Here is a 24,338-nt window from a genome sequence, read left to right as displayed (position 1 = left end):
CCTTTGGGTAACGTTATCGTAAATTTGATGACTACTGATGTATAATTGTCCCGTTATGAATATCAAACATATCGCCCTGGCGGTCATAATGCCGCTTTTCAGCTTCTCTCAAAATATCCAGAATAATCCTACAAGCAATCACGGAAACAGATTCGAACAGTTGGGAACCATCCTTCCCACACCGAATGTCTATCGTACCGCCTCCGGTGCACCGGGACAGCAGTATTGGCAAAACCGTGCGGATTATGATATTACGGCATATCTGGATGAAGACAAAAGAAATCTTCGTGGCTCAGAAACCGTAACTTATTATAACAACTCGCCCGATAATCTCGATTATCTTTGGCTTCAGCTAGACGAAAACGAGCAGTCTTCGGTGAAAAATGCCGGTTACCAGGAAAAATCGCTGCTTCCGAAGCAGATCACATCAGACAAGCTTTCCCTTACCAGTCTACCCGAAAAAGATAACGGTTTCGGTGTGAATCTGACCAAAGTGACCGACGCTGCCGGGAAGCCACTTAAATATGTGGTTAATAAAACCATGATGCGCATTGATTTGCCTAAAGTTTTAAAGAGCGGCGAAAAATTCGTCTTTAAGATCGATTGGAATTACAACATTCCAAACAGGATAGCGATGGGCGGCCGCGGTGGTTACGAAAATTTCCCCGAAGACGGCAATGATCTTTACACCATCACACAATGGTTTCCGCGTATGTGCGTGTACAGCGATTTCAAAGGCTGGCAGAACAATCAGTTCACCGGAAGAGGTGAATTTGCTTTAGCTTTTGGTGATTATAAAGTTTCTATGAACGTTCCGGCAGATCATATCGTGGCAGCAACTGGAACAGGAAAGAATTTTGAAAATGTACTGACGCCGGCACAGTTTGCGCGTTGGAAGCAGGCGCAAAATGCCAGCGAACCCATCGAAATAGTGACTTTGGATGAGGCAAAGAAAGCGGAGAAAACAAAATCAAAGCAAAGAAAAACCTGGATTTTCGAAGCAGAGAATGTTCGTGATTTTGCCTGGACGTCTTCAAGAAAATTCATTTGGGACGGAATGAAAGTTACCATCCCGGAAAATAACAACCAAGTGATGGCGATGAGCCTTTATCCAAAAGAGGCTTACAGTCTTTACCGAAAATTTTCAACCAAAGCGGTTGCACATACCATCAAGACTTATTCTGAATTTACCATTCCATATCCATATCCGGTTGCGCAGTCTGTCGAGGCGGCGAACGGCATGGAATATCCGATGATTTGCTTTAATTATGGCCGAACCGAAAAGGACGGAACGTATTCTGAAGGAATCAAAAACGGAATGATCGGCGTAATTATTCATGAAGTGGGACACAATTTCTTCCCGATGATCATTAATTCTGATGAGCGCCAATGGTCCTGGATGGATGAAGGCCTGAACACATTTGTGGAATATTTAACGGAAGAAAGATGGGATAACAAATTCCCGTCAAGAAGAGGTCCGGCGCACACGATCGTTGATTACATGAAATTGCCGAAAGATCAGCTGGAACCCATCATGGTCAACTCTGAAAACATCATCAATTTTGGTCCGAACGCGTATGCAAAACCCGCTACAGGTCTTAATATCCTTCGTGAAACGATCATGGGCCGCGAACTTTTTGATGAAGCATTTAAAACTTACTCGAAAAGATGGGCTTTCAAACACCCTGAACCTGCAGATTTTTTCAGAACGATGAATGATGCCAGCGCCGAAAACCTCGATTGGTTCTGGCGTGGCTGGTTCTACGGGATCGATCCGGTAGATATTTCAATAGACAAAGTTACGGTTGCTACAGCTGATGTAGATGCCGATGTGAGAAAACGCGAGATCACCTACACGGTGGATGAGCCTCAGGTAAACGATTTTGAAGATATTGCTAAAATCAGGAACCGCGAAGACAGAAACATTGTTTTCTACACGGATAAAGACAAAGAAACGCAGGATTTTTACTGGCGCTACAGCCGTGGCCAGGAGAAAGTAGACACGGAAAAGAAGTACACGCGAAAAATTGATATGGTGGAAAAACTGCCGAATGCGGAAAAAGCCCAGTTCCGGAATATGTACGGTTACCAGATCGACTTCAGTAATAAAGGTGGAATGGTGATGCCGATCATCCTTGAATTTACTTTTGAGGATGGAACTAAATTAAATGATAAAGCATCTGCTCAAATCTGGCGTAAAGACGAGCAGAAAGTATCAAAAACCTATTATTTCGACAAGAAACTGAAATCAATTCAGCTCGACCCGATGCGGGAGACCGCTGACATCGACACTTCGAACAACTTCTGGGGTGAAATGCCGGAACCTTCATCGAAGTTTGAAGTGTTTAAAATGAAAATGGAAGGTTCAGCACGAGGCGCCTCGAGCGGAACCGTGAATCCGATGCAGGCGGCCGGTAAGAAAAATTAGCACACAAAAAAAAGTCATTCAGCAATCTGTTTGACTTTTTTTCTGCCAAAATTTCTGCTTTAAATATTTTTTCTGCCAGAATTTTACATAGTACTTCAATTCTTCATGATGGCAAACTTTTGGAGAATGCAGAGTCGAATATTAATAATTTAAACCTAAAAATATTATGTCAGTAAATTTCAAACCATTAGCAGACCGCGTCCTCATCGAGCCGACCGCTGCTGAAACTACTACCGCGTCCGGAATCATCATCCCAGACACTGCCAAGGAAAAACCACAGGAAGGTACCGTGGTAGCTGTGGGCCCTGGTAAAAAAGATGAGCCTACAACTGTACAGGTAGGTGATAAAGTTCTTTATGGAAAATATTCAGGTTCTGAATTAAAATTAAACGGAAAAGATTATCTGATCGTGAAAGAAGCAGATCTTCTGGGAATCATTGGATAATGGCTTTACGCCATAAGCCTTAAGCAATATGCCAAGAGAGATTTTCGGAAATACGACATCTGGCAACTCAGCCATCAATTAACTTTAGAAATTTATTATGTTTCTAAAGGATTTCCGAAAGAGGAACAGTTCAATATTACTTCGCAGATTCGCAGGGCTTGCGTTTCCATTCCAACCAATATCAGTGAAGGTTGTGGCAGAAATTCTGACAAGGAATTCAATCAGTACTTAAATATTGCATTAGGTTCCACCTCCGAAACTGAATATTGATTATTCTTTGTAAAGATTTGAGTTTAATAGATACATCCACATCAACTCAACTTCTTGAAAAAGTAAATCATATCAAAAGCAAGATTTTCAATTTAAAAGAAAAATTAAATCAGCATTAAGACGATGCTTATCGCGTAAAGCTTAGTGCATAAAGCAAAAACAAAATCAATATGGCAAAAGAAATTAAATTCGATATCGAGTCCAGAGACGCACTGAAGAGAGGTGTAGATGCTTTGGCAAACGCAGTGAAAGTGACTTTAGGTCCAAAAGGTAGAAACGTAGTAATCGAAAAATCTTTCGGTGCTCCCCACGTAACAAAAGATGGTGTTTCAGTAGCGAAAGAAATTGAGCTCGAAGACAGAGTAGAAAACATGGGCGCGCAGATGGTGAAGGAAGTAGCTTCCAAAACCAACGATATCGCGGGTGACGGTACTACTACCGCAACAGTTCTTGCACAGGCAATCGTTCGCGAAGGTCTGAAAAACGTAGCTGCCGGCGCAAACCCAATGGATCTGAAAAGAGGTATCGACAAAGCGGTAACTGCTGTAGTTGAAAACCTTAAGGCACTTTCTCAGGAAGTAGGAGATTCTTCAGAAAAAATCAAGCAGATCGCAGCTATTTCTGCGAACAACGATGACAATATCGGGACCCTTATCGCTGAAGCTTTCGGCAAAGTAGGTAAAGAAGGCGTGATCACCGTTGAAGAAGCAAAAGGTACTGATACTACAGTAGATGTAGTAGAAGGTATGCAGTTCGACAGAGGTTACCAGTCACCCTATTTCGTGACCAACCCTGAGAAAATGATTGCTGAACTTGAAAATCCATACATCCTTTTGGTCGAGAAGAAAATTTCTTCAATGAAAGAATTGCTTCCGGTTCTTGAGCCGGTTGCACAGGCAGGAAAATCTCTGTTGATTATTTCAGAAGAAGTGGATGGTGAAGCATTGGCAACATTAGTAGTAAACAAACTGAGAGGTTCACTTAAGATTGCTGCAGTAAAAGCGCCAGGATTTGGTGACAGAAGAAAAGCGATGCTGGAAGATATCGCGATCCTTACAGGTGGCCAGGTAATCTCTGAAGAAAGAGGTTTCACAATGGAAAATGCTACTTTGGATATGCTGGGAACCGCGGAAAAAGTAGTGATCGACAAAGACAATACAACCATCGTAAACGGTGCAGGCGATGATGCACAGATCAAAGGCCGTGTAAGCCAGATCAAAGCGCAGATGGAATCTACCACTTCCGATTACGACCGTGAAAAACTTCAGGAAAGACTTGCTAAATTAGCAGGTGGAGTAGCTGTACTTTACGTAGGTGCTGCGTCTGAGGTAGAAATGAAAGAAAAGAAAGACCGTGTAGACGATGCACTTCACGCAACCCGCGCGGCTGTGGAAGAAGGTATCGTTCCCGGTGGTGGTGTAGCATTGGTTAGATCAATCTCTGCACTGAACATCGAAGGTGCTAACCAGGATGAAACTACAGGTATCAAAATCGTGAAAAGAGCGATCGAGGAGCCACTAAGACAAATCGTAGCGAATGCTGGTGGTGAAGGTTCTGTAATCGTGGCGAAAGTGGCGGAAGGATCTGCAGATTTCGGTTTCAACGCGAAAACTGACGAGTATGTCAACATGTTCGAAGCAGGAATCATTGACCCAACTAAAGTGGTACGTGTAGCACTCGAAAATGCAGCATCAGTATCCGGAATGCTTCTTACAACCGAGTGTGTAATCACCGAAGTGAAGAAAGACGAGCCCGCAATGCCTATGGGCGGCGGCATGCCGGGGATGATGTAAGCAGTGCCGTAAGCCATAAGCTTTAAGCGATATGCTTGTATGCGTACAGCATACAGCCTAAAGCAAAAAAAACATCCGTTCAGAATTTTTTCTGGACGGATTTTTTTTTAGGAGCCGGGAACCTTCTTCCGGTCCCAAACCCCAGCGGTAAGGTAATTAACTGGTACAGACCTCCATTTTATACCTCCGTTGCGGTAGAGCTTTTATAAGCTGAAGGACACCTAATCTGGGGTTGCGAAGGGCGAAATTCGGGGTCCTGAACTCTAAAATTTAGGTAATGAAGCCCAATGACGGGTTAAATTAATATTTCATCGCAGTTCAACACCTCAATCATTCATAAAAAAAGCCCACCGATGAGGTGGGTTTTTACCTGTAAATATGATGCGCGGGCAGAGATCCGAAAATGATTGTTGTCACATTTAAACAAAATAAAATCCGCTCAAACCACGGCCGGCAAACGCTACGTCTTAAACTTTAAATGTACCGTCGCGCAAATCAACCCTCAGCAGCGGTTTCCCTTTTCTTTTATCGCCCGAATTTATTTATATTTGGCACAAACAGAATTATTATGATAAGTACTAAGATCGCTGACCTGATCAACCACCAAATTGCTAAGGAACAATACGCTGCGCAATATTATCTCTCTATGTCGGCTTGGTTCTATGCACAGGATCTGGACGGCATTGCCAACTATTTCCGCGTGCAGAGCAAAGAAGAACTGATGCATGCTGACAAGATGTTCGATTATCTTGTGGATGTGGGTGCAGAGATCGTGATTGGTGAAATTCCGCAGCCGCCGCACGGCTTCTTCAGCGCTAAAGAGATTTTCGAGAAAGCCCTGGAACACGAAAAAGTGGTAACAAAAAGTATCTTCAATATCCTGAAGAACGCCAATGATGAAGGCGATTTTGCCACCGTTTCTTTCCTGCAGTGGTTTGTGAATGAGCAGGTAGAAGAAGAAGCGAACGCCTCACAGCTTGTGGCGAAGATAAAAATGGTGAGTGACAATCCGTCTGCGCTTTATCTTTTCGATCAGGAGCTTGGGCAGCGGGTTTTCAAGCCTACCGAAGGCAACTAATCTGCTTCATCTGATGAGAAAAATTTCAAATTTTTTGTTGCTGTTTTATGCAGTGGCATTCAGCGCACAGTCTTACGATACGGCGCTTATCCCAAAAGAATTGCTGAAAGGCGCCCACGCCGTAATCCGCGAGAGTAACGAACATTATGTATTGAAATCTGTAAATGACATGCAGATCACCTCGGTGCGTGCCGTAACAGTATTGAACAGCTCTGGTGACAGTTTTTCAAACGTTTTCATTCCGTACAACCCCAATACGAAAGTAAGCGGGATAAAAGTGGAACTTTTTGACGGTGAGGGGAAACTGATGAAAACCTATTCGAAGAAAGACTTTTCCGACTATACCAACAACCCAAGTGCTGCGCTGTACGTAGATGACCGGGTGCTGGTCTTGAGGCCGCTTCTCACCAAGTATCCCTACACGGTAAAGACTTCCTTTGAAACGAATACGTCGAACACCGTTTATCTGAGCGGCTTCAAACCGCTGAACGCTTTTGATATCGCGGTGGAAAGAGCGGTGATGACCATTCAGAATAATTCAGGTATAAAAATCCGCAAGAAGGTTTCAGAAAAGCCGATGGCAGTCTTAAATCAGTCGGAGGAGGGAAATATGTGGAAATACTCTTTCGAAAATGTCCAGGCACTTACCGAAGAACCATTTTCCCCGGACCTCGATTATCTGGTGCCACAGGTAGAATTCTCTCCCGAGAAATTTACCCTCGAAGGAAGACAGGGCGACATGACCGACTGGGATTCCTTCGGGAAATGGTATTACAGCCAGCTTCTCACACCGGTATCTGCAGTGACGCCGGAAATTGCAGCCGAAGTAAAAGCGCTAAACCTCTCGGGCAGCACTGCTGAGAAGGTAAAAACGGTTTACCAATACATGCAGAACAAAACACGCTATGTACTCATTGCTATGGGAATCGGTGGTTGGCAACCAATGCCTGCAGCGGAAGTAAGCAAAAAAGGCTACGGGGACTGTAAAGCGTTGACCAATTATATGCGCACGCTACTGTCTGCAGCCGGAATTCCTTCTTATTTCTCTGTGATTTATGATGGTGACTCAGAGCAAACGTTTGATAAAGACTTTCCGAGGCTTTCGGGCAATCATGCAGTTTTGATGGTGCCAACCGAGGAGGGCAACCTGTGGCTCGAAAATACCTCGCAGCGGCATGCTTTCAATCATCTCAGTTTCACCTCGCATCACCGGAATGTACTTGCTGTAAACGAAAACGGTATCCAAATCGTGAATACGCCTGTTTACACACCCAGGCAGAGCAAGGAAAAACTGACTGCCCAGGTAGCGGTAAACGCAGAGGGTGGAATGACGTCCGTTGCTGATTTTAAGTTTTCGGGCGGGCAGTATGATATGAATCTACGGCTTTTCAACCTTAAAAGCGATGAGGTAAAAGAAGCGATGAAAAACCGCTATCAGCAGCTGAAAATTGAGCAGATCGCGGTGAATGACTTGCAGAACAACCGTGACGAGGCTACAATTTCCTACGCACTGAATCTACAGGCAAACAGCTTCGCGAAAAAGCTCGGCACCGATCTCTTTTTTCCTGTGATGCCTTTTTATCCTACCGTAACTTTCACTGCAAATGAAGAAAGACAGCATCCGTTCGAGATTTCTTTTCCTTTTCAGGACGATTATGAGATTGAATATGCTGCACCGGAAGGTTACGCTTTCAAGGAAGTACCCGCATCAGTAATTACCACCACGGAGTTCGGAAATTATCATATCACTTTTCAGCTCAATGACAAAAAACTAAAAGTGCACCGCGTACTCACCATCAATAAAGGTCTCTATCCAAAAGAAAAATACAAAGACTACGTTTCTTTCCGTAAAAAAACCGCCTCCAGCGACAACATTAAAGTTTTAATTTCCAAAATCTGATGAAAAAAATTCTATTCTTTATCTGCGTCTGTTCATTTGCAATCAGCCAGGCGCAGCATACATTTCTTGATGTTCCGAAACTGTCTGAAAAAGACGTGATTTCTGATAAATCTGAAAAATTCGGTGACGTACCGGCGGAGGTGCTTTACCGTTCAGTACATTTCCGTATTGATTATGACGGCACGATGAGCAAAAATGTAACGAGCCGGGTGAAGATTTATAACAAAGATAACGCGGCAGCTTACCTTGACCACGAAATCGGGACTTATGATGATGGTAAAGGTTCGCGCGAAGAGATCAGTAATCTTAAAGCGAATACCTACAATATTGAGAACGGCAAGATTGTGGCAACCAAAGTTTCAAACGACGAGAAATACAAATCCCGCGAAGACAAGAACTACCGCATCACAAAATTTGCCTTTGCGAATGTGAAAAACGGCTCAGTAGTAGAGTACAGCTACAGTATCAGAACTCCGTTTTTGGGCTCGACGCCACATATCCTGATTGAGGAAGAGATTCCGGTGCGGTATGTAGAATATGTGCTGGATGCACCAAAACCTTTAGGCTACACCATCAATTACAAAGGCTCACTGAATCCCGATCACCGCGCAGTAGATGCAAGGAATATTTACGGAATGGAGTACCAGACCTACCGTTTCGCTTATGAGAATGTGCCGGCGTATAAGGAAGAGATGTACGTGATGAATAATGACAACTACAAAACCGGTATCAAGGCCGAACTCAATTCCACTTACATCAATCACGTCTATAAGAATTACGCAAATTCCTGGGAAGATATCCGTAAGAGACTTTATGACAGTGAAGACTTTGGTGTGCAGCTCGACCGTATAAATCTGGTGAAGAACCTGCTGCCGGCGGAAGTAAAAAACCTGCCGGTTCAGGAGAGAGCGGCTACTGTGCTTAAATATGTTCAAAACAATTTTACGTACAACAAGGAAGATGATGTAGTGGTTGACAAAGGCATCAGAAACCTTCTTTCGACCAAAGTGGGCAACTCCGCCGAAATCAATATCCTGTTGACACTGCTGCTGAGAAGCGTCGATATTGCTGCAGATCCGGTAGCATTATCCACCGTTTCAAGAGGGATGTTGCTGGCTTACAGCCCTACGATCGCCCAATTAAATTATGTAATCTCATCCTTCGTAGATAACGGAAAAATTTATCTCTTGGATGGTGCTCACAAACACAGCGAGATCAATATGATTGCGCCGAAAGCCCTCAATTATCACGGACTGGTGATGGGTAAAAAAGAGGTGAAACAGATAAATATCGTCTATCCGGAAGTAAGTAAAACATTGCTTACGGTTGACGCCAAACTGAATGAAGACGGCACTTTTGACGGTACTTTCAAGGATCGCGATACCAAACTTTATGCAATGGTGGCTAATGAGCGCTTCACCGGTGATGCAGACAAGTACGCAAAATCATATAAAGAAAACTACAAGTTCTCCCTTTCGAACATGAAACACGGCCTGCAGCCGAATAATGAATTTGAAAGCAGCTTCGACTTTTCATCGGATACTTTTGTGGACGTGATCGGCGGTAAAATAGTTTTCAATCCGCTCCTCTTTTTGTACACCCAAAACCATGATTTCAAGCAGACCACCCCGAGAAAGGCGCCGCTGGAGTTCTATTCTGCCAATGACAGAATTAAGAAAGTGACGATCACTCTGCCCGAAAATTATGTGTTTGAAAATGTGCCGAAATCGAAGAAATTCCGCACAGAAGACAATGCCTTGCAGTACACTTATCTTGTAACGCAAGAGGGTAATAAACTCACCGTAGAAACCATCACGCAAATCGATGATGCGATGTTTCCGCGTGAATATTATCCGGCTTTCACCCAAATTTTCGACAATATAACCAAGCAGGAAGCGCAGGTCGTAACCGCCGTGCGGAAGCAGTAATATACCAAATGAAAATCCTGTTCTTACGAGCAGGATTTTTTTTAAACATAAATAAGATTACTTTCGATCACTTTTTCGCCAAGCTTTTCTAATACCGCGCGGTATTCGTTAAGCTGCTGTTCGTGTTTTTCTTTAATGTCGCCGGTTTTGAAATCGAGGATGATGTAGCCGTCACCGGTATTGATGAGCCTGTCCGGACGGTAGATTTTTGATTCGCCGTCAGCCGAAATCATGATGTCTTTCTCGTTGATTACTTTTTGGCCAGCTTCGAAATAACGGGCGTAGCGCAAATCATTGATTATGTTGGAAATGCGCCCGGCAATTTCAACTTTTTCATCCTGCGTGATGATGCCTTCCAGCACGTACGTGGCGAGGGTTTTCTCCACATCTGCCGCCGAATTGATCTTTGAGAGAACCTCGTGCGTGAAAATCCCGGTGCGCACTTTTTCTACGCGGTTCTGGTACGATTTAGATGGTGTTGCAATTTTTATAGCCTCCGGATTTGGCCTGATCTCATTTTTAAATGTAACCGATTTGGTGATGAATTTTTCTGTTTCGGAAGTCTCTTTTTTCTTTAAATCTTCCGGTGAAACCGGATACAGATCATAAGAAGACAACTCTTCATTCTGTTCATCTTTTGGAATATTTGTCTTTAAAAAGTCATAGATTTCGAGATAGTTCGTGGTTTTATTCGGTTTTTCGATATAAAGATAAAGCTGTTCAGCCGCGCGGGTAGTTGCCACATATTGCAGGCAAAACCGGTCAATAAGGTTTTGATAAGTGTTTTCTTCATTGAATTTGGCCAGTTCTTCATCATAAACCTCCGCTTCGCTACTGAAGCTTTTCACATTTACCGAGGCCAGACCTTCGTGGTCTTTCACATCAAACCAGTTGTTGAATTTATTGTCTTTGTGGCTGTTTGCCATGGGGAGAAAAACGACTGGAAACTCTAGCCCTTTTGCTTTATGAATGGTCATCAGTTTCACCGCATCCAGATTGTCGGAGGCCTGAATGGTAGAGTCGTGCGCCTCTTCATCCCAAAATCTTAAGAATTCCTTCAGATTCGCGCCGGCATTTTGGCTGAAGGCATAAAGCATCTCAAGGTAATTGAACAGGAAATCGGCCTCCTTACCGCTAACCGAAAATTCGAGCAGGTAATGCTCCACAAAATTGTAAAGGTTGAGGTTCAGCAAGGTGCCTGAATGTAGATTTAGGCCGTATCTATTCTTGACGAAATCTATCATCGCAGGTTTCGTTTTGCAACTCAGCATCTGCATCATCTCGGCACTGAAATCTTCTGTTTTGATGCGGCCGAGGACCTCAAGATGGTAAAGCATCTTCACCGGGAACTGCATGTTTTTGGGGTTTTGTTCCCATTTCAGAAATTCGGTGAGCGCCAGCAGTGTGGATGATAAATTAAGTGTCAGTCCGGATTCTGAAACACTTTTGATATATTCTTCCTGTCCGTTATAATTCACTTTAAGGTTACTCAAAAGCCTTGAAAACTGAAGGATTTCTTTATTAGAGCGGCACAGGATCGTAATGTCCGAAAACCGGAAGCCATTGTCCAGACAGTCTTGTAGGTCTGTGCGCATTTTATTGGCCACTTCATCGAAATAGACTTCGCGCTTTGCATTTTCGATCAGATTGATGCGCACACGTCCGTTTCCCGATGATTTCGGTATTTGCTGCGATCCTTTGCCAAAAATATCGCAGTGCGATTCCTGCGTATGTGTGGATAGAAATTGATATAAACCGTTGTTGAATTTCACAATGTTTTTCGCGCTGCGCCAGTTGTGCTCCAGGTTTTCAACGTCGGCAAGCGCCTGCGATTTTTCTTTCCGGTTGATGATGTCGAGCATCAGTTCTGAATCTCCCCCGCGAAACCGGTAGATACTTTGCTTCGGGTCGCCCACGAGGGTGAAACTCATTTCGTCGCTGTTCACGGCATGATCGCGCAGCGGAATGAAATTTTGCCACTGCAAAAAGGACGTATCCTGAAACTCATCGAAAAAATAATGCGAAAACTGCGTGCCCACTTTCTCATAAATGAATGCCGTAGGCTCGGTCCGCAGCTGTTCGTGGATCATTACGTTGAATTTCGAGAGCAGCACGACGTCGTTTTTATCTTCTATTTCGGCCAGTTTATCCTGGATGTCTTTGTTTACCTTCAACGGCAAAAGTGCGTGCAGCGTCTTCTCTTCCCGCTGAATGGCGATATAGTTTTTAATGATTTTCCATCGACTTTCAATCAGGAATTCAATGATTTCGAGAATCTCACCCTGCCGTTTTTTGCCGCTCGATGATGCGCCTTTTTCAAAAGTCTTTAAAGCTGATTCTTCATCTTTTGGAAACGGAATATCGGGTCTTTCTTTTTTAAAATATTTGAGCGTCTCGAAGAAAAATTTAGCAATACCGTTGACGGAGCCACCGGCGAAATCAGCAATTGTGAGGTCTCTTTCATTAAAAAGTTGAACGCAGGATTCTGCAATCTGCTGAGATTCTGCTTTAAGTGTTTTAATGTTGTCGCGCAATTTTTGTTTGGCCTGACCATAGACTTTCCAGTCGAAATCTTTGTTTTGGCTCAGCCGGAAATAATGTTTGTCCTGCACGAATTCTTTCGCAGAGTTATACAGCGTTTTGGTGAGGTTGACGCGCTCATCATTATCGAGGCTGTAGTTCACGAAATCCATAAACGCATCTGAAACCTCATTTTCATCACCTATTTCTTCGAGCATTTTCTCGACTGCTTCCACGAGATAAGGCTCTGCGTTAATTTCGAGGTTAAAATTTTGGGCAAGGCCCAGTTCGTATGAAAAACTGCGTACAAGTCTTGAATTAAATTTATCAATCGTGCCAATATTCAGCGCGGAATAATTGTGCAGTACATAATCGAGGATTTTTTTTGAGCGGCGGTGCAGCTCGCTAAGTGAAACTTCAGTTCCCTGAGCCTGCATTTTCTGCTGAATATTTTTAAGTTCACCATTCTCCGCAAAATCTTCGCCCGCAAAAGCAGTAAGCCAACTGATGATACGGTGTTTCATCTCGTTTGCGGCTTTGTTCGTGAAAGTAAGCGCAAGGATGTTCCCGATCCTGTCTGGTTGGTTTGGATGTTTAAGACAGATTGAAAGCAGGTTGAGGACCAGCGCATACGTTTTTCCGGAACCAGCCGAAGCATTGATAACGCGGTAGTTTTTGTGGATCATGTGAAGTGGTAATTGACATTAAAAATAACAAAATATTTGTCAATCCGAAATATAATCTTACTTTTGCAATCCAAAATGAGATGTAAACTATGTTAATTATTCCAGTAAAAGATGGCGAAGCTATCGACAGAGCATTAAAGAAATACAAAAGAAAATTTGATAAGACCGGAACTATCCGTGCGCTTAGAAGCCGTCAGCAGTTCATTAAACCTTCTGTATTAAACAGACAATCTAAGTTGAAAGCTGCTTACAAGCAGAAAAATGCCAGCCGCGACGAGCAGGCATAAGAAAATTTTCTTTGACGAAAATACCTCAATCACTTTTCAAATATTTATATTTGGAAGGTGATTTTTTTGTTTATATACTATGATTGAGCGATTTCTGGAATACATTGCGGTTGAAAAAAAATATTCGGAGAACACCGTGCTGAGTTATCGCCGCGACTTAAATGATTTTTCAGAATTTCTGCTGCGCACAGAATCTCACCAGAATTTTTCGGAAGTTGATAAAAAGATCGTACGGAACTTCATTTCGTCATTGGGTGAAAATAAGGTGGCGAAGCGGAGCATCAACCGTAAACTTTCTTCGCTGCGGAGCTTTTACCGCTTCATGATGCAGCTGGGCGAGGTGAGCGCGTCGCCATTAGCTCAAATCCAAACACTGAAATTCTATGCCGAACCTCATTCTCCATTTTCTGTGGAGGAGATGGAAAACCTTACAGATGAAGCACATAAGCCTATAAAGAAAGACGCTCTAAAAGAGCTTATAATCGAAACCCTTTACCAGACGGGTATGCGGCGCGCAGAACTTACAGGTTTGCTGATTGAAAATGTAGATTTCGAAAATTTGCAGCTCAAAATTACAGGTAAAGGAAATAAACAGCGAATTGTGCCCATTTCGAATGATTTAGCGGCTAGGTTGGAACAATATTTGGAATTCAGAAGACCCTCCACAGGCAACGAGGGTTATTTTTTTGTAAGTGCCAAGGGAAGAAAGGTAAATGATAAGTTTGTCTATTCTGCGGTAAAGTCTTATCTTAGTCTTGTAACATCGAAGCCAAAAAAGAGCCCACACATGCTGCGACACAGCTTTGCAACACATCTGCTGGAGGGAGGAGCTGAGATTTCGAAAGTAAAAGTGCTGATGGGCCACTCGTCTCTGGCGAGTACACAGGTCTACACCAGCGCGAACATAGAACAACTTAAAAAAGTGTTTAACCAGGCCCATCCGCGGGCTATAGAAAAAAGTAAAGATATATGAAGATTACAGTACAGTCAATTGGATTGACGCCACATGCGCCACTGGAAGACCACATTGAGAAGAAATTGAGCAAACTGGAAACGTTTTATGACAAGATCGTGGAGTGCAACGTTTTCCTGAAAGTGGAAAATAATCCTGATAAAGAAAACAAGACGGCAGAGATCATACTGGCGGTTCCGGGCGATGATATCGTGGTAAAAAAGACGACGGCGAGTTTCGAGGAAAGTTTAGACCAATGTGCGGAAGTTGCTAAGCGACTGCTAATCAAGAAAAAAGAATTGGCGTAAGAAAAAATGCTAATTTTTTTCACAAATAATTTGTAGATTTCAATAAAACTCACTTATATTTGCACTCGCAAAAAGAGAAGAGTTCTGTTGAAATCTATTTTTTGCCTCCTTAGCTCAGTTGGCCAGAGCACGTGATTTGTAATCTCGGGGTCGTGGGTTCGAATCCCTCAGGAGGCTCATTATTTATAAAATTGGGGAGATTCCAGAGTGGCCAAATGGATCAGACTGTAACTCTGCTGTCTTACGACTTCGCAGGTTCGAATCCTGCTCTCCCCACATTTTATAAAACAGTTTGCAGCTGTAGGAAAGAAAATTTCCTAAATTTGCAGACCGAAACCAACCATGTGTGCAAACACAAATGCGGAAGTAGCTCAGTTGGTAGAGCGTCAGCCTTCCAAGCTGAATGTCGCGAGTTCGACCCTCGTCTTCCGCTCAAACGAAAAATCACAACCAACGCGGCTTGTGATTTTTTTTTAGATTTTTTGCCGACTTAGCTCAGGGGTAGAGCGCTTCCTTGGTAAGGAAGAGGTCGTGAGTTCAAATCTCATAGTTGGCTCCAGGAAATCTCCCATAACGGGGGATTTTTTTTTGGAATTCTTCACGCTCCCGGCCCTGATGATACGGCGGACGCGATTGATTGAGAAATAGGATATTAACAGAAAGGCGCAAAACCGGAAATTTTGCAACTTCCATTTTTTTTGTAAATTTGCGCACTGGGATTCCAGGGTTTTGGTGACGTAAAGCATTAGATTTCAATAGAGAAAATTTTAAACAAAAAGATTTTCAATATTTAAAAAATCACTATATTTGCGCACCGAAAATTTAAATAATAATTAAATAAATAATTAAATCATGGCAAAGGAAACGTTTAATCGTAACAAACCACACTTGAACATTGGTACCATCGGTCACGTAGACCATGGTAAAACTACACTTACTGCAGCAATCAGTAAAGTATTATCTGACAAAGGATTCGGTACTGCAAGAGATTTCTCTTCTATCGACTCTGCACCAGAAGAAAAAGAAAGAGGTATCACCATCAATACTTCACACATTGAGTACGAAACTGAAACAAGACACTATGCTCACGTAGACTGCCCAGGTCACGCGGATTATGTAAAGAACATGGTTACGGGTGCTGCACAGATGGACGGAGCTATCCTTGTAGTAGCTGCTACAGACGGACCAATGCCTCAAACGAGAGAGCACATCCTTCTTTGCCGTCAGGTAAACGTACCAAACGTACTTGTTTTCATGAACAAAGTGGATATGGTAGATGACCCTGAATTATTAGAACTAGTAGAACTTGAAGTAAGAGATCTTCTTTCTTCTTACGATTACGATGGTGACAACACACCAGTAATCCAAGGTTCAGCTCTTGGAGCTCTTAACGGAGAACCAAAATGGGTTGCAACTGTAGAAGAACTGATGAACGCTGTAGATACCTGGATCGAGCTTCCTGTAAGAGATCAGGATAAGCCATTCCTTATGCCAATTGAAGATGTATTCTCTATTACAGGTAGAGGTACTGTAGCAACTGGTAGAATCGAAGCTGGTGTAATTAACACAGGTGACCCTGTAGACATCGTAGGTATGGGTGATGAAAAACTTACTTCTACTATTACAGGTGTTGAGATGTTCCGTAAGATCCTTGACAGAGGTGAAGCTGGTGATAACGTAGGTCTGTTGTTGAGAGGTATTGAAAAAACTGACATCAAAAGAGGTATGGTAATCGCTAAGAAAGACTCTGTGAAGCCACACAAGAAATTCAAAGCTGAGGTTTATATCCTTTCTAAAGAAGAAGGTGGCCGTCACACTCCATTCCACAACAAATACCGTCCTCAGTTCTACGTAAGAACTACTGACGTTACTGGTGAGATCTTCTTGCCAGAAGGAGTAGAGATGGTAATGCCAGGTGATAACATCACTATTACTGTAGAATTGCTTCAGCCAATCGCTCTTAACGTAGGTCTTAGATTTGCGATCAGAGAAGGTGGTAGAACAGTTGGTGCAGGTCAGGTAACTGAAATCTTAGATTAATTTCTAAATAAATATTAAAGTTCCGCAAGGAAACTTGCGGAACTTTTTAATCTACGGGCATCGTCCAATGGTAGGATACCGGTCTCCAAAACCGTTGATCAGGGTTCGAATCCTTGTGCCCGTGCAAATATCAGATAATGAGTTTAGTTGATTTTATTAAAGGTAGCTATACCGAATTTAAAGATAAAGTAGAATGGCCAAAGTGGCCGGATCTGCAGTCTTCTACCATCGTGGTAACTATTGCCACTGTGATATTGGCACTGTTTACTTTCGGTGTAGATTCACTCTTCAGCAAGGCGATCGCTAATGTGATTTCTTTGTTTATCGGTATATTCAATTAAAAATTATTTCCTAAGAAGATGAGTGACTTGAAATGGTATGTGCTGAAATCTATCAGCGGCCAGGAAAATAAAGTGAAGACCTACATTGAGAACGAAATGAAACATCATGGTTTCGAAAATTTCGTTACGCAGGTGGTTATTCCGATGGAGAAAGTTATTCAGCTTAAGAACGGTAAAAAAGTTCCAAAAGAAAAGCCTTACTATCCGGGTTATCTGATGGTGGAAGCCAACCTTGTAGGTGAGATTCCACACATCATAAAAAACATTCCCGGCGTGATTTCTTTTTTAAGTTTGACCAAAGGTGGCGATCCTGTACCGATGCGTAAATCTGAAGTGAACAGAATGCTCGGCAGAATGGATGAACTTTCAGAATTTGCTGCTGAAACACACATTCCGTTTGTTGTAGGTGAAAATGTGAAAGTGATAGACGGACCGTTCAACGGATTCAACGGTACTATTGAAAAACTTCACGAAGACAAGAAGAAAGTAGAGGTTTCTGTAATGATCTTCGGTCGTAAGACACCAATGGAACTTAGCTACATGCAGGTAGAAAAAGTGTAAACTTTAAAATATTATATAAAAGGCTGTTCAGATTTGAGCAGCCTTTTTGTTTTAAATCTAAATTCTTTCTAAAAATCAACATCTTACACTTGCCCAATTAAAATTTATTCTTAATTTTGCAGTCCGAAATGTAAAGTTGTTAGGTGAGACAACACTTTACAGATTTATAAATGCTTCCACATTCATAAATTTCTTAATTTTTTAAAAAACAACAATGGCTAAAAAAGTCTTTAAAATGGTTAAGCTTCAGGTGAAGGGGGGCGCTGCTAACCCATCTCCACCAGTAGGCCCGGCTTTGGGTTCTGCAGGTGTGAACATCATGGAGTTCTGTAAACAATTTAACGGAAGAACGCAAGATAAGCCAGGACAGGTTTTGCCTGTAGTGATTACAGTATACGAAGACAAATCTTTTGAATTCGTTATCAAAACTCCTCCTGCTGCCGTTCAACTAATGGAAGCTGCTAAGATCAAGTCTGGTTCAGGTGAGCCAAACAGAGCAAAAGTAGGTAGCGTAACATGGGCTCAGGTTCAGAAAATCGCTGAGGATAAAATGACAGACCTTAACTGCTTCACAATTGATTCTGCGCTTACTATGATCGCGGGAACTGCAAGATCTATGGGATTGAGAGTAACAGGAACTAAACCCACAAACGCTTAATACGAATAGAAATGGCAAAATTGACGAAAAAGCAAAAAGAAGCTTTAAGCAAAATAGAAAAAAACAAAATTTACTCACTTGACGAAGCCTCTGCTTTGGTAAAGGAAGTAAACTTTGCAAAATTTGACGCTTCTGTAGATATCGCTGTTAGATTGGGTGTAGATCCAAGGAAAGCTAACCAAATGGTAAGAGGTGTAGTATCTCTTCCTCACGGTACCGGTAAAGACATCAAAGTTCTTGCTTTGGTAACTCCGGATAAAGAAGCTGAAGCTAAAGAAGCAGGTGCAGATTATGTAGGTCTTGATGAGTACTTACAGAAAATAAAAGACGGTTGGACAGACGTAGACGTTATCGTTACTATGCCGGCTGTGATGGGTAAATTAGGTCCGTTAGGTAGAGTGTTAGGTCCAAGAGGTCTTATGCCAAACCCTAAATCAGGAACTGTTACCATGGAGATCGGTAAAGCTGTAGCAGAAGTGAAAGCTGGTAAGATCGATTTCAAAGTTGACAAATACGGTATCATCCACGCAGGTATCGGTAAAGTATCTTTCGATGCTGCAAAGATCAAGGAAAATGCTCAGGAATTAGTACAGACTTTATTGAAGTTGAAGCCTACTGCAGCTAAAGGTACTTATGTGAAGAGTATCTACATGTCTTCTACGATGAGTCCGGGTATTGCAATCGATACTAAATCTGTAAACTAAAATCTGTAAGACAATGACAAAAGAAGATAAAGTATTAGTAATACAAGAGATAAAAGACATGCTGCAGGACGCGAAAGTGGTTTATGTAGCAAATCTTGAAGGCATGAATGCTTCTGCGACTTCAGATTTCAGAAGACAGGCGTTCAAGCAGAATATTTCCCTTAAAGTAGTGAAAAACACCCTTCTGCAGAAAGCAATGGAGCAGATCGAAGGTGTAGATTACTCGGAAATGTTCGAAAGTTTCAAAGGAAACTCTGCACTGATGATTTCTGAGACAGCTAACGCTCCGGCGAAACTGATCCAGAACTTCAGAAAGAAAGCAGAGATCCCTGCACTGAAAGCGGCTTACCTTCAGGAGACTATTTATGTTGGTGATGAAAACTTAGGTACTCTTGCAAACATCAAGTCAAGAGAAGAAATGATCGGAGAAATCATCGGATTGCTTCAGTCACCAATCAGAAACGTACTTTCTGCACTTCAGAACAAAGAAGAAGCTACAGGAAAAGCTGAAGAAGCGGCTCCGGCAGAAGAAACACCAGCTGCAGAGGCTGCTCCGGAAGCAAGCGCTGACGCTACAGAAGCACCAAGTGCTGAGTAATAAGAACTCAAAAAAAATCAAAATAAATCGTTCAACAATTAAAACATTATTAAAATGTCAGATTTAAAAAACTTAGCGGAAACGCTTGTAAACCTTACTGTAAAAGACGTAAACGAATTGGCAACTATCCTTAAGGATGAGTATGGTATCGAGCCTGCTGCTGCAACTGTAGTTGCTGCTGCTGGTGGTGCTGGTGAAGCTGCTGAAGAAAAAACAGAATTCGATGTAATTCTTAAAGCTGCAGGTGCTTCTAAATTAGCAGTTGTGAAATTGGTAAAAGATCTTACAGGTGCAGGTCTGAAAGAAGCTAAAGATATGGTAGACAGCGCTCCTGCTCCAATCAAGCAAGGTATTTCTAAAGACGAAGCAGAAGCTCTTAAGAAGCAACTTGAAGAAGCTGGTGCTGAAGTAGAATTGAAGTAATTCATTACCTACATATATTAAAACCTCACTTTTTTAAGTGGGGTTTTTTTGTGTTTTAATGTTTGCAAGTAAGATTTTAACTGTTTTTTAATACTTCCGGGATACCCGCTTCATTTGCGTAACTCATTTAATCTGAGTATATTTGCACTCCTTTTGGCGCTAATTATTGTACATAAACCGGTAAATCATTATTAATCAGCTCTTTCCGTTTCGGAACAGAGGTTTTTTTGCATTCGCCCGTTTCTTACTTTAAAAAGTTCCCGAAGGCCCAAAGAATATTTTGCACTACTCCGTGAAAAGATATACCGGCGTTGCAGTTAGAAAGGATTAAGAGCCAAGAGCCAAGAGCCAGGAGCCAAGACCTCACCACTGTATTTCTGAAAAAGCGCCAATTTTTCAAGTGAAAGTCTTCCATCTCCCGTCTCACGTCTCTCCAACTTTATTCTCTCTGATATTTTTTAAAACAAAATATTTTTTAACCCTCATTCTTTAAAATTTTTATGAGTAAATCTAAAGCCGTCGCTAAAACTCAGGGAAATGAAAGAATCAATTTCTCCGCTGCAAAGGGAAAGATTGAGACTCCTGACTTTTTGGACATTCAGATCCAGTCATTCAAAGAATTTTTCCAGCTGGATACCCTGCCGGAACAGAGAGTAAATGAAACCCTCTACAAAACCTTTGAAGAAAACTTCCCGATCACAGACTCACGAAACCAGTTTGTGTTGGAGTTCCTGGATTATTTGGTTGATTCACCACGCTACTCCATTGACGAGTGTGTGGAAAGAGGACTGACGTATTCAGTTCCTTTGAAAGCCCGACTGAAACTTTACTGTACAGACCCTGAACACGAAGATTTTCAGACCGTTGTACAGGATGTATATTTAGGTCCGGTTCCTTATATGACGCCTTCCGGCTCATTTATCATTAATGGTGCCGAACGTGTTATCGTTACACAGCTTCACCGTTCGCCGGGTGTGTTCTTCGGACAGACCTACCACGCAAACGGTACCAAGTTGTATTATTCCAGAATTATCCCTTTCAAAGGATCTTGGATGGAATTTACAACGGATATCAACAGCGTAATGTACGCGTATATCGACCGTAAGAAGAAATTACCGCTTACTACGCTATTGAGAGCGATCGGATTTGAATCTGATAAAGATATCCTTCAGATCTTTGACCTTGCAGAAGAAGTGAAAGTTTCTAAAGCAGCGTTGAAGAAAGTGGAAGGAAGAACTTTGGCTGCGAGAGTCTTGAACACCTGGTTTGAAGATTTCGTGGACGAAGATACTGGTGAAGTGGTTTCTATCGAAAGAAATGAGATCATCCTTGACCGTGAAACGATTCTTGAAAAAGAACATTTAGATCTTATCCTGGATGCTGGTGTTAAATCGATCCTGATTCACAAAGAAAATTCAAACGAATTCTCTATCATCCAGAATACTCTACAGAAAGACCCTACCAACTCTGAAAAAGAAGCGGTGGAGTATATCTACCGTCAGTTGCGTAACGCAGATCCGCCCGATGAGGAAACAGCACGTGGAATCATAGAGAAGTTGTTCTTCTCAGAGCAGCGTTACTCATTAGGAGAAGTAGGACGTTACCGCCTGAACAAAAAATTAGGCTTAAATATTCCTGAAAATACCGAAGTTTTAACGAAAGAAGATATCATCTCCATCGTTCGTCACCTTATCGAGTTGGTGAACTCTAAAGCAGAGGTAGATGATATTGACCACTTGTCAAACAGAAGGATTAAAACCGTAGGCGAGCAACTTGCTGGTCAGTTCGGTGTAGGTCTTTCGAGAATTGCAAGAACGATCCGTGAGCGTATGAATGTTCGTGATAACGAAATCTTTACGCCAATTGACCTTGTTAATGCGAAGACTTTAACATCAGTTATTAACTCATTCTTTGGTACCAACCAGCTTTCTCAGTTCATGGACCAAACCAACCCACTTTCAGAAATCACGCACAAGCGTCGTCTTTCTGCCCTGGGGCCTGGTGGTTTATCAAGAGAAAGAGCAGGTTTCGAGGTACGTGACGTTCACCATACTCACTATGGCCGTATCTGTCCCATCGAAACTCCTGAAGGACCAAATATTGGTTTGATCTCTTCGTTAGGTATCTATGCGAAGATCAATAACCTAGGTTTCATCGAGACACCTTACCGTAAAGTAACCAGCGGTAAAGTTGACCTTAAGACACCTGCAGTTTTCTTAAACGCAGAAGATGAGGAAGACAAAGTAATTGCTCAGGCAAACGTTGAAATGAACGAAGACGGTACAATCTCTACAGACCGTGTTATTGCCCGTCTTGACGGTGATTATCCGGTAGTGGAACCACAGCAGGTTGACTTGATCGATGTGGCACCAAACCAGATTTCTGGTATCTCCGCTTCATTGATTCCGTTCCTTGAGCATGATGATGCGAACCGTGCGTTGATGGGATCTAACATGATGCGTCAGGCCGTTCCATTGTTGAAGCCTGAAGCACCGATCGTAGGTACAGGTCTTGAAGATCAGGTAGCCAGAGATTCACGTATCCTTATCAATGCCGAAGGAAACGGTACGGTAGAGTATGTGGATGCTGACAAGATCACAATTAAGTACGAAAGAAGCGAGGATGACGATCTGGTATCGTTCGAATCGGCTACTAAGACATATAAACTTACCAAATTCAGAAAAACCAACCAGAGTACTACCATTACTTTGAGACCAAACGTAAGAGTTGGTGACAAAGTGCAGAAAGGTCAGGTTCTTTGCGACGGTTATGCAACTGAAAACGGTGAACTGGCATTGGGTAGAAACCTTGTGGTTGCCTTCATGCCTTGGAAGGGTTACAACTTTGAGGATGCGATCGTAATCAACGAAAAAGTTGTGCGTGAAGACTGGTTTACTTCAATCCACGTAGATGAGTATTCTCTTGAAGTTCGTGATACCAAATTGGGTATGGAAGAACTTACGGCAGACATCCCGAATGTTTCGGAAGAAGCGACTAAGGATCTTGACGAGAACGGTATGATCCGTATCGGCGCTGAAGTGAAGCCTGGAGACATCATGATTGGTAAGATTACTCCAAAAGGTGAATCAGATCCAACTCCGGAAGAGAAACTTCTTCGCGCGATCTTCGGTGATAAAGCCGGTGACGTGAAAGATGCTTCTTTGAAGGCAGATTCTTCGTTAAGAGGTGTTGTAATCAACAAAAAACTCTTCTCAAGAAACATCAAGGACAAGAAAAAGAGAACTGAAGAGAAGCTGAAGCTTGAGGAAATCGAAAATACGTACAAAGCGAAATTCGATCAGTTGAGAAACACACTTCTTGAAAAACTTGGAACCCTTGTAAACGGTAAAACTTCTCAGGGTGTAAACAATGACCTTGATGAAGAAATCATCGGAAAAGGTGTGAAGTTTACTACGAAACTACTTCAGAGTGTTGAAGATTACGTGAATGTAAGCGGAGCAGACTGGACGGTAGATGCCGATAAAAATGAGTTGATCAAGCAGTTGATCCACAACTACAAGATTAAATTCAACGATATCCAGGGTGTTAAAAACCGCGAGAAATTTGCAATCTCAATCGGTGACGAACTTCCTGCAGGTATCATCAAGCTTGCTAAAGTTTACATCGCTAAGAAGCGTAAACTGAACGTAGGAGATAAGATGGCGGGTCGTCACGGTAACAAAGGTATTGTATCAAGAATCGTTCGCGAAGAAGATATGCCATTCCTTGAAGACGGTACACCTGTAGACATCGTGCTGAACCCACTTGGGGTACCTTCACGTATGAACATCGGTCAGATCTACGAAACCGTTCTTGGATGGGCAGGTCAGAAATTAGGATTGAAATTCGCAACGCCGATCTTCGATGGTGCGAATATCGACCAGATTACAAGCTACACAGAGCAGGCAGGTCTTCCGGAATTCGGTTCTACTTATCTGTATGATGGTGGTACCGGTGAAAGATTCTCCCAGCCGGCAACAGTAGGTGTGATTTACATGCTGAAACTTGGCCACATGGTAGATGATAAGATGCACGCACGTTCTATCGGGCCGTATTCATTGATCACGCAGCAGCCACTTGGTGGTAAAGCGCAGTTCGGTGGACAGCGTTTCGGTGAGATGGAGGTTTGGGCGCTTGAGGCATTTGGTGCTTCAAACATCCTGAGAGAGATCCTTACCGTGAAGTCTGATGACGTTATCGGTAGAGCTAAAACTTATGAAGCAATCGCAAAAGGCGAAGCAATGCCAGAACCTGGTATTCCGGAGTCCTTCAACGTATTGCTGCATGAGCTGCAGGGCCTTGGACTTGATATAAGACTGGAAGAATAGACAAGAGATTTTTAGACAGGAGACACAAGACCAAATATGGGTCAAGAGAAAAGCTCAAATCTCCAATCTTCAATCTCTCAATCTTTTAAT

Annotated in this window: 19 protein-coding genes and 5 tRNA genes; 23 read left to right on the top strand and 1 reads right to left on the bottom strand. The window is 42.5% G+C overall.

Features of this window, described 5'->3' with window-relative positions:
• Positions 1-55 precede the first annotated feature (55 nt).
• The 7 genes from H9628_RS01315 to H9628_RS01285 all read left to right on the top strand — a co-directional run bounded on the left by H9628_RS01315 (position 56) and on the right by H9628_RS01285 (position 9,842).
• Positions 56-2,428 (top strand): M1 family metallopeptidase, encoded by a 2,373-nt coding sequence (locus tag H9628_RS01315; protein ID WP_251832309.1) that lies wholly within the window; start codon positions 56-58, stop codon positions 2,426-2,428.
• A 166-nt stretch (positions 2,429-2,594) separates the two neighbouring features.
• On the top strand, positions 2,595-2,873 hold the full coding sequence (locus tag H9628_RS01310) for a co-chaperone GroES (RefSeq protein ID WP_251832308.1): 279 nt from the start codon (positions 2,595-2,597) through the stop codon (positions 2,871-2,873).
• A gap of 12 nt (positions 2,874-2,885) precedes the next feature.
• Positions 2,886-3,143 (top strand): four helix bundle protein, encoded by a 258-nt coding sequence (locus H9628_RS01305; RefSeq protein WP_317172607.1) that lies wholly within the window; start codon positions 2,886-2,888, stop codon positions 3,141-3,143.
• Between the two features lie 170 nt (positions 3,144-3,313).
• On the top strand, positions 3,314-4,936 hold the full coding sequence (gene groL, locus H9628_RS01300) for a chaperonin GroEL (protein WP_251832307.1): 1,623 nt from the start codon (positions 3,314-3,316) through the stop codon (positions 4,934-4,936).
• A gap of 568 nt (positions 4,937-5,504) precedes the next feature.
• Complete coding sequence (locus tag H9628_RS01295; protein WP_251832306.1) at positions 5,505-6,014, top strand: ferritin; 510 nt, start codon at positions 5,505-5,507, stop codon at positions 6,012-6,014.
• 13 nt (positions 6,015-6,027) lie between these two features.
• Positions 6,028-7,914, top strand: coding sequence for a DUF3857 domain-containing protein (locus H9628_RS01290; RefSeq protein WP_251832305.1), 1,887 nt, complete (start codon positions 6,028-6,030; stop codon positions 7,912-7,914).
• On the top strand, positions 7,914-9,842 hold the full coding sequence (locus tag H9628_RS01285; RefSeq protein WP_251832304.1) for a DUF3857 domain-containing protein: 1,929 nt from the start codon (positions 7,914-7,916) through the stop codon (positions 9,840-9,842). Before H9628_RS01290 ends, H9628_RS01285 begins: the two co-directional genes overlap by 1 nt.
• A 41-nt stretch (positions 9,843-9,883) precedes the next feature.
• Here the strand turns inward: H9628_RS01285 and H9628_RS01280 are convergent, their stop codons facing one another.
• A complete protein-coding gene (locus H9628_RS01280) occupies positions 9,884-13,048 on the bottom strand; it encodes a UvrD-helicase domain-containing protein (RefSeq protein WP_251832303.1) in 3,165 nt (1,054 codons plus the stop codon).
• 89 nt (positions 13,049-13,137) lie between these two features.
• Here H9628_RS01280 and rpsU point away from each other — a divergent pair, with 89 nt between their 5' ends.
• From rpsU to rpoB, 16 genes are all read left to right on the top strand, one after another.
• Positions 13,138-13,335, top strand: a complete 198-nt coding sequence (gene rpsU, locus H9628_RS01275) for a 30S ribosomal protein S21 (protein WP_251832302.1) — start codon at positions 13,138-13,140, stop codon at positions 13,333-13,335.
• A gap of 79 nt (positions 13,336-13,414) precedes the next feature.
• Positions 13,415-14,308: a tyrosine-type recombinase/integrase gene (locus tag H9628_RS01270; protein WP_251832301.1), complete on the top strand. Its 894-nt coding sequence runs from the start codon at positions 13,415-13,417 to the stop codon at positions 14,306-14,308.
• Positions 14,305-14,595, top strand: coding sequence for an HPF/RaiA family ribosome-associated protein (locus tag H9628_RS01265; protein ID WP_251832300.1), 291 nt, complete (start codon positions 14,305-14,307; stop codon positions 14,593-14,595). The genes H9628_RS01270 and H9628_RS01265 overlap by 4 nt, the downstream gene beginning before the upstream one ends.
• Before the next feature lie 103 nt (positions 14,596-14,698).
• Positions 14,699-14,772 (top strand) — tRNA-Thr (locus H9628_RS01260).
• A gap of 16 nt (positions 14,773-14,788) precedes the next feature.
• Positions 14,789-14,871, top strand: a tRNA-Tyr gene (locus H9628_RS01255).
• 84 nt (positions 14,872-14,955) lie between these two features.
• Positions 14,956-15,028: transfer RNA gene (locus H9628_RS01250), tRNA-Gly, on the top strand.
• Positions 15,029-15,079: 51 nt separating this feature from the next.
• Positions 15,080-15,154, top strand: a tRNA-Thr gene (locus tag H9628_RS01245).
• 293 nt (positions 15,155-15,447) lie between these two features.
• A complete protein-coding gene (tuf, locus tag H9628_RS01240; protein ID WP_251832299.1) occupies positions 15,448-16,635 on the top strand; it encodes an elongation factor Tu in 1,188 nt (395 codons plus the stop codon).
• Positions 16,636-16,688: 53 nt separating this feature from the next.
• Positions 16,689-16,759: transfer RNA gene (locus tag H9628_RS01235), tRNA-Trp, on the top strand.
• 13 nt (positions 16,760-16,772) lie between these two features.
• Positions 16,773-16,976 (top strand): preprotein translocase subunit SecE, encoded by a 204-nt coding sequence (secE, locus tag H9628_RS01230; protein WP_251832298.1) that lies wholly within the window; start codon positions 16,773-16,775, stop codon positions 16,974-16,976.
• An 18-nt stretch (positions 16,977-16,994) separates the two neighbouring features.
• Positions 16,995-17,537, top strand: coding sequence for a transcription termination/antitermination protein NusG (nusG, locus tag H9628_RS01225; protein ID WP_251832297.1), 543 nt, complete (start codon positions 16,995-16,997; stop codon positions 17,535-17,537).
• 214 nt (positions 17,538-17,751) lie between these two features.
• Entirely contained in the window at positions 17,752-18,195 is a 444-nt protein-coding gene (gene rplK / locus H9628_RS01220) for a 50S ribosomal protein L11 (protein ID WP_251832296.1), read from the top strand.
• A gap of 11 nt (positions 18,196-18,206) precedes the next feature.
• Positions 18,207-18,899 carry a 50S ribosomal protein L1 gene (rplA, locus tag H9628_RS01215; protein WP_251832295.1) on the top strand — a complete coding sequence of 231 codons (693 nt, stop codon included), beginning with the start codon at positions 18,207-18,209 and terminating at the stop codon, positions 18,897-18,899.
• Positions 18,900-18,912: 13 nt separating this feature from the next.
• A complete protein-coding gene (gene rplJ / locus H9628_RS01210) occupies positions 18,913-19,497 on the top strand; it encodes a 50S ribosomal protein L10 (protein WP_251832294.1) in 585 nt (194 codons plus the stop codon).
• A 54-nt stretch (positions 19,498-19,551) separates the two neighbouring features.
• Positions 19,552-19,920: a 50S ribosomal protein L7/L12 gene (gene rplL / locus H9628_RS01205; protein WP_251832293.1), complete on the top strand. Its 369-nt coding sequence runs from the start codon at positions 19,552-19,554 to the stop codon at positions 19,918-19,920.
• Between the two features lie 500 nt (positions 19,921-20,420).
• A complete protein-coding gene (rpoB, locus tag H9628_RS01200) occupies positions 20,421-24,248 on the top strand; it encodes a DNA-directed RNA polymerase subunit beta (RefSeq protein WP_251832292.1) in 3,828 nt (1,275 codons plus the stop codon).
• Positions 24,249-24,338: the final 90 nt, after the last annotated feature.

This window comes from Kaistella pullorum, assembly GCF_014837035.1.
GTDB lineage: Bacteria > Bacteroidota > Bacteroidia > Flavobacteriales > Weeksellaceae > Kaistella > Kaistella rhinocerotis.
Note: the sequence above shows the minus strand (reverse complement) of the source record. Positions and strands in the feature narration are given on the sequence as shown.

Coding starts and splice junctions, on each gene's coding strand:
- rpsU (WP_251832302.1), top strand. CDS start 13,138: ATGTTAATTATTCCAGTAAAAGATGGCGAAGCTATCGACAGAGCATTA.
- rplA (WP_251832295.1), top strand. CDS start 18,207: ATGGCAAAATTGACGAAAAAGCAAAAAGAAGCTTTAAGCAAAATAGAA.
- H9628_RS01315 (WP_251832309.1), top strand. CDS start 56: ATGAATATCAAACATATCGCCCTGGCGGTCATAATGCCGCTTTTCAGC.
- H9628_RS01285 (WP_251832304.1), top strand. CDS start 7,914: ATGAAAAAAATTCTATTCTTTATCTGCGTCTGTTCATTTGCAATCAGC.
- H9628_RS01270 (WP_251832301.1), top strand. CDS start 13,415: ATGATTGAGCGATTTCTGGAATACATTGCGGTTGAAAAAAAATATTCG.
- rplL (WP_251832293.1), top strand. CDS start 19,552: ATGTCAGATTTAAAAAACTTAGCGGAAACGCTTGTAAACCTTACTGTA.
- H9628_RS01265 (WP_251832300.1), top strand. CDS start 14,305: ATGAAGATTACAGTACAGTCAATTGGATTGACGCCACATGCGCCACTG.
- H9628_RS01280 (WP_251832303.1), bottom strand. CDS start 13,048: ATGATCCACAAAAACTACCGCGTTATCAATGCTTCGGCTGGTTCCGGA.
- groL (WP_251832307.1), top strand. CDS start 3,314: ATGGCAAAAGAAATTAAATTCGATATCGAGTCCAGAGACGCACTGAAG.
- nusG (WP_251832297.1), top strand. CDS start 16,995: ATGAGTGACTTGAAATGGTATGTGCTGAAATCTATCAGCGGCCAGGAA.
- rplJ (WP_251832294.1), top strand. CDS start 18,913: ATGACAAAAGAAGATAAAGTATTAGTAATACAAGAGATAAAAGACATG.
- H9628_RS01310 (WP_251832308.1), top strand. CDS start 2,595: ATGTCAGTAAATTTCAAACCATTAGCAGACCGCGTCCTCATCGAGCCG.
- rplK (WP_251832296.1), top strand. CDS start 17,752: ATGGCTAAAAAAGTCTTTAAAATGGTTAAGCTTCAGGTGAAGGGGGGC.
- rpoB (WP_251832292.1), top strand. CDS start 20,421: ATGAGTAAATCTAAAGCCGTCGCTAAAACTCAGGGAAATGAAAGAATC.
- tuf (WP_251832299.1), top strand. CDS start 15,448: ATGGCAAAGGAAACGTTTAATCGTAACAAACCACACTTGAACATTGGT.
- H9628_RS01295 (WP_251832306.1), top strand. CDS start 5,505: ATGATAAGTACTAAGATCGCTGACCTGATCAACCACCAAATTGCTAAG.
- secE (WP_251832298.1), top strand. CDS start 16,773: ATGAGTTTAGTTGATTTTATTAAAGGTAGCTATACCGAATTTAAAGAT.
- H9628_RS01290 (WP_251832305.1), top strand. CDS start 6,028: ATGAGAAAAATTTCAAATTTTTTGTTGCTGTTTTATGCAGTGGCATTC.